The sequence below is a fragment of the Mycoplasma sp. 4044 genome, assembly GCF_053851695.1.
Genome location: NZ_JBSQBD010000001.1, coordinates 318,622 through 328,682 on the forward strand (window position 1 = coordinate 318,622; position 10,061 = coordinate 328,682).

The 10,061-nt window shown below is 29.9% G+C and carries 9 protein-coding genes and 1 rRNA gene; 6 read left to right on the forward strand and 4 right to left on the reverse strand.

From position 1 onward, the window contains the following. Nucleotides 1-7: 7 nt before the first annotated feature. Together ACWXVN_RS01435 and ACWXVN_RS01440 are read left to right on the forward strand one after the other, a co-directional pair. Nucleotides 8-595, forward strand: coding sequence for a type IV toxin-antitoxin system AbiEi family antitoxin domain-containing protein (locus tag ACWXVN_RS01435; protein WP_455967667.1), 588 nt, complete (start codon nucleotides 8-10; stop codon nucleotides 593-595). Further along, a complete protein-coding gene (locus ACWXVN_RS01440; RefSeq protein WP_455978874.1) occupies nucleotides 588-1,433 on the forward strand; it encodes a nucleotidyl transferase AbiEii/AbiGii toxin family protein in 846 nt (281 codons plus the stop codon). The genes ACWXVN_RS01435 and ACWXVN_RS01440 overlap by 8 nt, the downstream gene beginning before the upstream one ends. Nucleotides 1,434-1,527: 94 nt before the next feature. On the opposite strand, the gene ACWXVN_RS01445 is transcribed toward ACWXVN_RS01440, so the two are convergent. The 4 genes from ACWXVN_RS01445 to ACWXVN_RS01460 are packed head-to-tail and all read right to left on the reverse strand — an operon-like array spanning nucleotide 1,528 to nucleotide 6,459. After that, entirely contained in the window at nucleotides 1,528-1,911 is a 384-nt protein-coding gene (locus ACWXVN_RS01445) for a hypothetical protein (RefSeq protein WP_438341484.1), read from the reverse strand. Continuing rightward, nucleotides 1,895-2,692, reverse strand: coding sequence for a hypothetical protein (locus tag ACWXVN_RS01450; RefSeq protein ID WP_455978875.1), 798 nt, complete (start codon nucleotides 2,690-2,692; stop codon nucleotides 1,895-1,897). The genes ACWXVN_RS01445 and ACWXVN_RS01450 overlap by 17 nt, the downstream gene beginning before the upstream one ends. After that, a complete protein-coding gene (locus ACWXVN_RS01455) occupies nucleotides 2,685-6,101 on the reverse strand; it encodes an AAA domain-containing protein (protein WP_455978876.1) in 3,417 nt (1,138 codons plus the stop codon). The genes ACWXVN_RS01450 and ACWXVN_RS01455 overlap by 8 nt, the downstream gene beginning before the upstream one ends. Beyond that, entirely contained in the window at nucleotides 6,091-6,459 is a 369-nt protein-coding gene (locus ACWXVN_RS01460) for a hypothetical protein (RefSeq protein ID WP_438341481.1), read from the reverse strand. The genes ACWXVN_RS01455 and ACWXVN_RS01460 overlap by 11 nt, the downstream gene beginning before the upstream one ends. 167 nt (nucleotides 6,460-6,626) lie before the next feature. Between ACWXVN_RS01460 and trpS the strand changes: the two genes are divergently transcribed. From trpS to rrf, 4 genes are all read left to right on the forward strand, one after another. Then, nucleotides 6,627-7,616 (forward strand): tryptophan--tRNA ligase, encoded by a 990-nt coding sequence (trpS, locus tag ACWXVN_RS01465; protein ID WP_455978877.1) that lies wholly within the window; start codon nucleotides 6,627-6,629, stop codon nucleotides 7,614-7,616. Nucleotide 7,617: 1 nt separating this feature from the next. After that, a complete protein-coding gene (thrS, locus tag ACWXVN_RS01470; protein WP_455967669.1) occupies nucleotides 7,618-9,369 on the forward strand; it encodes a threonine--tRNA ligase in 1,752 nt (583 codons plus the stop codon). 1 nt (nucleotide 9,370) lies between these two features. Further along, a complete protein-coding gene (locus ACWXVN_RS01475; RefSeq protein ID WP_455978878.1) occupies nucleotides 9,371-9,859 on the forward strand; it encodes a hypothetical protein in 489 nt (162 codons plus the stop codon). 41 nt (nucleotides 9,860-9,900) lie between these two features. Beyond that, a 5S ribosomal RNA gene (gene rrf, locus ACWXVN_RS01480) occupies nucleotides 9,901-10,005 on the forward strand. Nucleotides 10,006-10,061 lie beyond the last annotated feature (56 nt).

Genomic DNA, 10,061 nt, shown 5'->3' on the forward strand with positions numbered 1-10,061 from the left:
ATAACATATGGAAAAACTATTTAATTTTTTAAACGAGAATAACTTCGTTAATTCTAATGATTTAAAAAGCTTGAATATAAGCCAACGAAAAATTAGATATTTAGAAAAAAAAGGTATTGTAGAAAGAATTAAAAAAGGTATTTACAAAGAAAAAGATTTACCTTTTAGTGTTTATAAAGAAATTTCATTGAACAATAACATTATTTTTTCTCACGCTACCGCGCTTAGTTTTCATGATTTATCACTAAGAGAACCTTTAAGATATGACATTACAGTCATGCAAGGCTATAATGCAAAACATATAATCAAAAAGCACGGAAATGTTGACGTTCATTATGTAAAAAAAGAGATTTTTGAATTAGGTATGTCAACAAAAAAAACCATTTTTGGTGATGCGGTTCCTTGTTATGACGTTGAAAGAACTATTTGCGATGTAATTAAATGACAAAAAAATATTGATCCTGAGATTTTTGCTCGTGCTATTTCAAAGTATTTTCAGAACAAAAATAAAAATTTAACCAAACTTCTGACATATGCAGAGAAAATGAATATTTTAAACAAAGTAAAGAGAGTACTAACATTTTTAAATGTATAACGAAAGTTCTGTTAAAGATAGGCTAAAAAATCTTGCAAAAAAGTTCAACCTTAGAAACGACGAGTTATTTTATATTTTTTTCATAGAAAGGTTCCTTGAAAGATTAGCTAAAAGTTCTCATAAAAAGAAATTTGTTATTAAAGGTGGGTTAATAATATCTTCAATAACTGGTATAGATAGAAGAACAACGAAAGACTTGGATGCAACAGTTATTGGAAAAAAACTAGGACTTAAAGAATTGGAAGTAATGCTATTAGAGATACTGAAAATTAGCTTAAATGATAGTGTAAAAATAGAGTTGGAAGAAATAAAGAAAACCAAATTTCATAACATTTTTCTTGGATACGAAGTTAAATTAAAATTCACTTTAGGAAAAATAACTAACAAAATAGTCTTTGATATAGTAATTAATGATGTTTTACTTGAAAGAGCGATAGATTTTGAATATAAAAGTATAATAGAAAACAAAGCAATTACTATTAATTCATACACAGTAGAAATGATTTTGGCTGAAAAACTCCAAACACTTTTATATCATGGAATTTTTAATACAAGAATGAAAGATTTTTACGATCTGCATATTTTGTGAAAATTAAAAGAAGAGGAAATAGATTTGAAAAAGTTATTTTTAACTCTCAAAGATGTTTGTATAAAAAGGCAAAAAGCTAACTTGCTTGATTCATGACAAATTATTTTAGAAGAGATCGAAACCAACCATGACATTCACTCTAAGTGAAATTTGTATAAGGACTTATATAGCTTTACTAAGAATTTAGAGTTTAAACAAATAATTGAGGAAATTAAAACCCTGCTGCAAAAAACCACATGTAAACAATAAGCAAGAATTAAAAACACCCCAGTATTTCTGGAGTGTAGAGGTGCAATTTATGTAACACCCGAAAACCAGGGTGTTTTTTGTTTGATAAGTAAATCTATTTATTAAAATTTTGCAAGTTTAAAACAGCACTAGCATTGCGAATTGAGTTTTCCAAATCTAAAACAAGGCTTTTGAATTCTTGCTCACTCAAATTGGAGTCTTTTAGTCCTTTCTCAGCTCTTTCAATACTTAATTGTAATTTTGACAAAAACTCTACAGGGAAATTGTTTGTTGTGTTAAGTTTTGCAAGATATTTTTCCTGGATCTCCTGAGCTTGTAAGAGCAGTTTTTCTATTTTAGTTTGTTTTTCTTTTTTATTTTTAGAAGAAATAGAAATAATTGAAACAGTGGTTATTATTGGAACAACAACTATCAATGCTCCTACAGCAAATAAAACTCAGAAGAATTTTCAATTAAATTTTTTAGCTTTTTTGCTCATTCGTTCAACTTAATTCTTTGGAGATGGTATTTGAATTTATTTGAATATAAGCCCCAATGTTTCTTGAATATTCGATGGTTCAAAAAACTAAAGGTACAACAATTTTGTTATTTGCTTCAATCTTTATGTCGCCATTAATGTAGAAAGACACACTTCGTGAGAACGATGTTTTAAATGAGCTAACAAAAGCATTAGCTTTTTCTTCCATGTTTTGAATTCCATTAATTCTCTTGACGACATCTTGCAAAGTTTCATTTTTTAAATCAAATACAGCACTAAATTTGAATGAATTTGCCTTTTCATCACTAATAAAAGTTGGTTCACTTTGTTCAAAACCTTTTAGCTCAATATCAAAAAATTTATTATTTGCCCCGACCGTGAAAATCACTGAATTTGTTGAATCATTAATTCTTAAATTAAATATGTCATAGTCCATTTTTGGGTCGGCAAGTTTTACATCAAAATATTCATTTAACGTTTTATTGTCGAATTTTTTTGTTTTACTGAATTGTGCAACAAAATCTTTTGCTGAAATCTGACCTACATTTTCTTTAGGTGTGACATCTACATAAAAAGTTTTGATTTCTTTTTCATCATAAATTTTATTTTTGTATGAATAAAGTCTCCATTCATTGCCGTTTGCTCTTAAAACTATTGCTGATGTACCAACTGCAATAATGCAAATTCCCAAAGTTCCTCAAAGAATAAATTTGCGATATCTTTTGAAAAAACTTTCTTTCTTTTCAAAACCTAATTCAGGCTCATTGTTTCTTTTAAACATTTAACCCACCTTCTTCATCATCAAACGGATTTAAAGAAAACTCCTGTCCGCTACTGTTTGAATTAGACTCTTCACTTTGTTCATCAAATATATTGTGTGTTTCTGTTTCTTGACTCTGAATCTTAGCGAACTCTTCGTTTTGAATTTCAATCTCGTTTTGATCTTCAACTAAAATATCTTCAGTCTTATTTGTGTCAAAATATGCATTTTGTTGTTCGATTAGATCACTATTTTCAGTCTTTGTTGTGTCTATTTTCTTTTCTTTTTCTTTTAGAGTTTTAAAGTAGTTATTGATTGCTTCTCTGGCTTTTGTGATAAAAATGTCTTTGTTTACTTTTCATTCAATCTCATGAATTAAAACAATTGGATAATTTTTTGATTCTAAGAATTTTAGTTGATCATAGAATTTTAAATAAGCCTTTTCATTCCCACCGTATGAGTAATTGTCGATAACAAAACCTTGAATTATTCTATTTGTGTCATTATCAACAATAGCTAAATCTATTTTTTTTGTTCCAATTGAATAATCTAAATATAGTTGCAATGTAGGTCACTCACGAACTAGTGGATTCAGTGTTTTATATACTTCATTTAATAAATCCAAATTAACATCAATAACCGAAGTTTGAGTTCAATCTTCTTTTTTATCCATTTCAATGTAATTTTTCTTTTTTGCTTCACTTAAATCTAAAAATCTCAATCATTCACGCAAGGTAATCAAGTCTTTAGATGAGTATTCATTTAACTTAATGTCATCAGCATAAATAGATTTAATAACAATCATTTTTTCTTTAGCTCTTGATATTGCAACGTTCAAGGCGTTTTTTCCGCCAGGACGAGCAACATAAGTTGATGAAAGGTTTGTGTTAGCATCATAAACAACACTAATAATTACTAAGTCTGCTTCATCACCCTGGATATTTTCAATGTTTTTTAAACTCAAACGCTCATCTTGTAAAGCTCTTTCTAGTTCTGGAAAATCAGAGAAAATTTTGTTAAAGATGTATTCTTGTTGCTTAACGTTGAAAACAAGCAGAATAATTTTTTTGTATTTATCTAGATTTTCCCTTACTTTTTGAATAGCGATATTTGCTTCTTTTTGGTTCAATGAGTTGTCTCAAAATCCATCAGTTTGAATAACTTCAATTGTTTGTTCATCATTATCAATTTTGTAATCATCAACAACATCCAATTTTGAATCATAGAAAATTTTCGAACTAAAGGTCATCAAAGAAGCTCTTTTTGAACGATAGTTTTTGTCTAAAAGAATTTTGAAAACTCCTCTAGCAATAGCGTAATCTAATAAACTTTCAATACTTCCTAAATCTTCATCATCTTCAACTGTGTATGAAGCACTAAATCATTTGGTGGGTTGCATTTGTTTGTCATCTCCCGCAAACACCTTACGTTTTGCAAGATAAAGAATTGGCAATCCTTTTTCAAGAAAAATTTGACTAGACTCATCCAAAATAGCATAGTCGATTTCGTTTTTGGTTCACATTGACAAATCAGTATCAGGAGTTGCAACAATAACCGGGAATAACTTTTTGATCATGTTTTTGTGCTTGTGGAAAAACTTGTAAGGTTTTAAGTTAGCACTTCTTACACTTAAAGCAAAATCACGATATTCTTTTTCTTCTTCTTTTGTAAAGTTAGACATTTTAGCAACGATTTTTTCAATTAACATTTTTGCTAAAACTTTCGATGTGTTAACTTCAAGAGTTTTGTTACGCAACTGAATTTTGTAGAAGAAATCAATCTTTTTTAACGCATCAATATCAACACTTTGAATGTTTTTTACTACACGATTAATATTAATTTTAAGTAAGTTAGGATTTGAAGCTAAAACCATAGCAGCATCCTTAATGTTTTTTGGATACATATTAATCAGTGAAAGCAGTTTATTTTGCTTCTTATTATTGTTTACTTCATATAGTTTTTTAACAATTTCATTGTAATCAGTGGTGTCAGATTTGAAGCTGTAATTTAGATAAGGGTCTAATTTTTTAAGATCCTCTAAGGTTTGTTCGTTAATCTCGGCGTTAGCCATCCCTGAATATACATTAACTACTTTTTCATAATCTGGAATTGAACGAATTTCTTTTGCATAGTCAACATATCTTTTTTCTTCCTGAGTAAGAATTTCAATGTATGGCTCACTTGCATTTGAGTTAAAGTTCTCAATTTTGTTTAAAAAGTCGTTTAAAGGATCATAAAACTGATCAAGTTTCATATTTTTGTCATTTAGCAAGAAAATACAAAAAATAGACAATTCTTTAAGTCTTGTTCTCAACACTTCGAGGGCTGCTCTTTTTTGACTGACAACTAAAGCACTTCTGTCACGAGCTAGAATATTAGCAATGATGTTTGTGATGGTTTGACTTTTCCCTGTACCTGGAGGACCTCAAATTATTGTATCTTGGTATAGAGCACTAACGGTTGCACAGTCTTGTGAAAAGTTTGTTTTCTGAATTTTGTAAAACTTGAAGTTTTTATTAAAAATAACATCATCGATTTTTTCACGATATTCGTTTTTGTTAAATTTAGTTGCCAAGATTTCGTCAAGCTCATCGTTTTCAATAATTTTCTTCATTTGGTTTCATAAGTAACCACTTGACACATTGAAAAATCCTAGAATCAATCCTTCATGGAAAACAATGTTACGATCTAATTCATCAACAGAAATTTTTGGAATAGTATCTTTAAATTTTTCAGGAATTTTGAAAACTTTATTTCAAGAATTTCTGAAATCGTTGTAAACATCATAAATGGTTTTCTTAGTAAAATCGTACGAACTTGTGTCTAACGAATATCCAAATTGTTGCAAGAAAGCCACAAGTTTTGAGTTAATTTTAATTTCCGAAGCACTCTTTAAATAAACTTGTGAGTTTTTAATTTCAATTGTTACTTCTTTGAAGAACAAGGGTGCAAAAATGTCTTTTTTCTCAGTTCTTACTCCAACAAAGAAAAATCCAACATGCAAAGGTCAGATGTTTGTTTCAATATTGATGTCTTGTGCTTTTTTAAGGATTTTTTTTCACTTAGTAATTGATTTTTGATAACGATTTTCTAAATTGACAACTAACTCTTTTTTCGCAAATTCAAAATCACCATTCAGTAATGAATTGGCATTTTCAGGTAAGGGAATATTAAATTCTTTAAACGAGTCAGTAATTTCTTCAACTGTTTGTGCATTTTGAACTTTACGAATTAAATCTCTGTGCCCGAACTCATTAAATAAAATTTCAAAATCAGCTCTTGAACAAATCTTTTCGAAAGTTTTTTCACCATTCATTTTGAAGATATCAAAAAATCTTTCATTGTCAACTTGACAATAAAGTGAAGAGTCGTTATTGTTGATGTCTAAAAGGTTTGTAAGCAAAAAATCGTAATTGTGTTTATTTGACATTTTCAACCCTTTCCATAATTAATTTTTTAATATAAGCAGCGTTATTCCCGGTAACTAAACTTATAGAGGATGATGTTGCTACAACACCTGAAATTCCATCTAATTTTTTTATTTTTTCAATATCTATATCTTGGCGAACTTTAAAACCAATCTTAATCTTTTTGTTTGATGTTTCGACATTTAAAATATTCTTCTCACCACCCAAAAACAAAATAAGATCATTAATTGAAAAATCTATTTTTTCAGTAGTTGACAAGCGATCTTTAACTTCTTGTTGACGATATTTCTTTCATTTGAGTTTTATTAAACCTAGCGTGCAAATAATTAATGTGTAATATTTAATTTTATTTTTATTCATACTTAACCCCAAAGTGCTTAAATATAAGAAATTATAACAATTTAACGCTTGGGCTTCATTTTAAATATTAATATTTAATTTAAATCAAGTTTTGGTCTCTATCTATGTGTGCTTTTGAATGCTTTCAAATGTAATATAATATAAAATATTATTTACAAAGGATTTTTATGAAAAAAATAATTAGTGGAATAAAGCCGACAGGAGAGCTTACTTTAGGTAATTACATTGGAGCTTTAAAAAATTTTATTGACTTGCAAAACGATTATCAAACTTATTATTTTGTTGCTGATTTACATGCCTTAACAATGGGTGATAACAACGCCAAAGAATTAGCAAAAAGCCGTCAAGAAGTTGTTGCTTTATACTTGGCTTGTGGTTTAGATCCAAATAAATCAGTAATTTTTTACCAAAGTGATATTCTAGAGCATGCCATGATTCAGTGGCTGCTATGTACTGAAACGTCACTGGGTGAGTTAAACAGAATGACTCAATTTAAAGATAAAGCTCAAAAAGCAGTCAAATTGAGTAATGGGACTGAAACAATTCCAACTGGATTGCTGATGTATCCAACTTTAATGGCCGGAGACATTCTTCTTTATAATGTTGATGCCGTTCCTGTCGGTGAAGATCAAACTCAACACATCGAACTAACAAGAACACTTGCTAAAAGAATTAATAACAAATACAAAACTAATCTTAAGATTCCTGATGCCTTCGTTCCTAAAGTGGGGTCAAGAATTAAGGATTTACAAGATCCAACTAAGAAAATGTCGAAGAGTGAAAAAAGCTCAAAAGGAACAATTTACTTACTTGAAGATCCGGAACAAGCCTACAAAAAAGTTCTCAAAGCAGTGACAGATTCAGAAAACAAAGTTTATGCTTCAGAACAAAAACCTGGAGTGACAAATCTACTAAATATTTATGCAAGTTTAAAATCAATAACTCTACAAGAAGCAGAAGAATTCTTTAAGGACAAAAACTATAAAGAATTCAAAGAAGCGGTTGCTCTAGAAGTTAAAAATTTACTAACAAAAATCCAAAATAATTTCCAACAAGCACTACGTGATGTAGAAAAAGTAACGCAAGAAGGAGCACAAAAAGCTCGTCCTGTAGCACAAGAAACACTTAATGAATTAATGACAAAAATGGGGTTCTAAAATGAATGACAAAAATGATTACAAATCAAAATTAAATCACACCACCAGCCACTTATTAGCAGCTGCAATTTTGAAACTATACCCTAACACAAAACTAGCAATCGGACCTTCAATTGAAGATGGTTTTTATTATGATTTCGATTTCGAACAACCACTAGTTGAAGAGGATTTAACTAAGATTGAAAAGTTAATGCAAGAATTAGCAAAACAAGACTATGAAATGGTTGAAGTAAGTAAAGATGAATATGATCTTTCAAATCAACCATATAAGCAAGAATTGTTTAATGAATTCAGTAAAAAGAAACGTAAAATCACTTTTTATGCGCTGAAAAACACCAAAACAAATGAAACCTTGTTTGTTGACTTGTGTGCTGGAGGCCATGTTCATTCAACAAAGGAGATTAAACACTTTAAACTTCTTTCACTAGCAGGCGCTTACTGAAGAGGAGACTCAAAAAACAAAATGCTAACTCGTGTGTATGGAACAAGTTGACCTACAAAAAACGAACTAATGCAATACCTTGAAATTCTTAAAGAAAGAAAAGAAAGAGACCACCGTAAAATAGGTAAAGAATTAAATATTTTCACACTAAATCCTCTATGCGGTCAAGGTTTTCCGATCTGACTTGAAGATGGAATGAAAATCCACAATGCAATTCGTGATTATGTTTTAAAACTAGACAAACTTTATGGTTTTAGAGAAGTTTTAACCCCGCACTTTGGCGAAAAGAAATTGTATGAAATTTCAGGACACTGAGCTCACTATAAAGACACAATGTTCAAACCTATTAAGATGGATAATGAACAATTAATTGGACGTCCAATGACTTGTCCGCACCATATTATGCTTTTTAATATGACAAGACGTTCATATCGTGACCTACCTATGCGTTACAGTGAACAATCACGTTTATATCGTTATGAAAAAAGTGGTGCTTTAACTGGTCTTGAAAGAGTTAGAGGAATGGATTTGACTGAAGGACACATTTTTGTTCGTCCTGACCAAATCAAAGACGAGTTTAAACATTTATACAAAATGATTTTACAAGCACTAAAGGATTTCAATATTGAAGTTGATCACATCTCACTAAGTTTAAGAGATCCTAAAAACAAGAAAAAATTCTTTGATAACGACGAAATGTGAAACAAAGCTGAAGATGATTTACGTGAAGTTTTGCAAGAGTTGAATGTTGAATATAAAGAATTTGAAGGAGAAGCTGCATTTTATGGACCAAAAGTTGATATTCAAATTAAAACAGCTCTTGGAAGAATCATTACTATGTCGACTCTTCAATTAGACTTCTTACTACCAAACCGTTTTGAAATGCAATATGTCGACGAAAATCAAAATTTAGTTACTCCTGTTTTAATTCACAGAGGATTAATTGGTACTTACGAAAGATTTGTGGCTATTCTTTTAGAACAAACTAAAGGAGTTTTACCTTTCTGATTGAGTCCAAAACAAGTGGTTATTGTCCCTATTAGTGATGACCAAATGGATTATGCTCGTGAAGTTTATGAATTATTATTATTGAACGATTTTAATGTTGAATTAGATGCAAGAAACGAAAGAATGCAAAAGAAAATTCGTGAAGCGCAAATGTCAAAAGCAAAATATGTTGCTATTTTAGGACAAAACGAAAAAGAGCAAAAAACTGTCAGCTTGCGTGCTTATGGTTCACAAGAAACTACAACTTACTCACAAGAAGAATTGCTAAATCACTTGACTAAATTAAAAAGAGAATTAAAATAAAATGTCTAAAAAAATTGAATCTTATCGTGTAGCCAAAATTTTAGGCCTTTCTTACCATGCGAGAATTGCTCTTTTTGGTATGGTATTCATTGTTATACCTGCCATTATTATGTATTTTGTTTTAGGTAAAGATGTTCCTACTGTTTACGAAGCTTATTCAAAAAACTTTACTTGATGACATCTAACACTAATTACTCTAGGAACCTGAGCATTATTGATGTTTCTTGCCTTTTTATTTATTAAAGTATTTCGTTGATTCGGATTTGAAGCGTATAACTTTTTTGTTCCCCTTTCATTAGTTATGCTCTCATTTACAGTCACAAGCGGGCTAAATGACTTATGATTTGTCCGTTTACTAGTTGTTGCTATCTTATTTTTAACAATTCCACCAGTGGTTTTACTAAATAGAAAATTAGCAACTAAACAACTTAAAGCAAAGAAACAATATGATGAAGAACAAAGAAGAAAAAATCGTTCTTTATTAGATTAAAAATTTTTATCAAAATACTTTTTATTGTGCTACAATATATTCATAGCGACCAAAGCGAAGGTGTCCACCTGAACCCATTCCGAACTCAGCAGTTAAGCCCTTCAGCGCCGACGATACCTGCAAGGGAAAATAGGGCGTCGCTTTTTTTATTATCTTTTTTTACTTAAACTTAAGGCAGCCTTTTTAATGGGCTGCTTTTTAA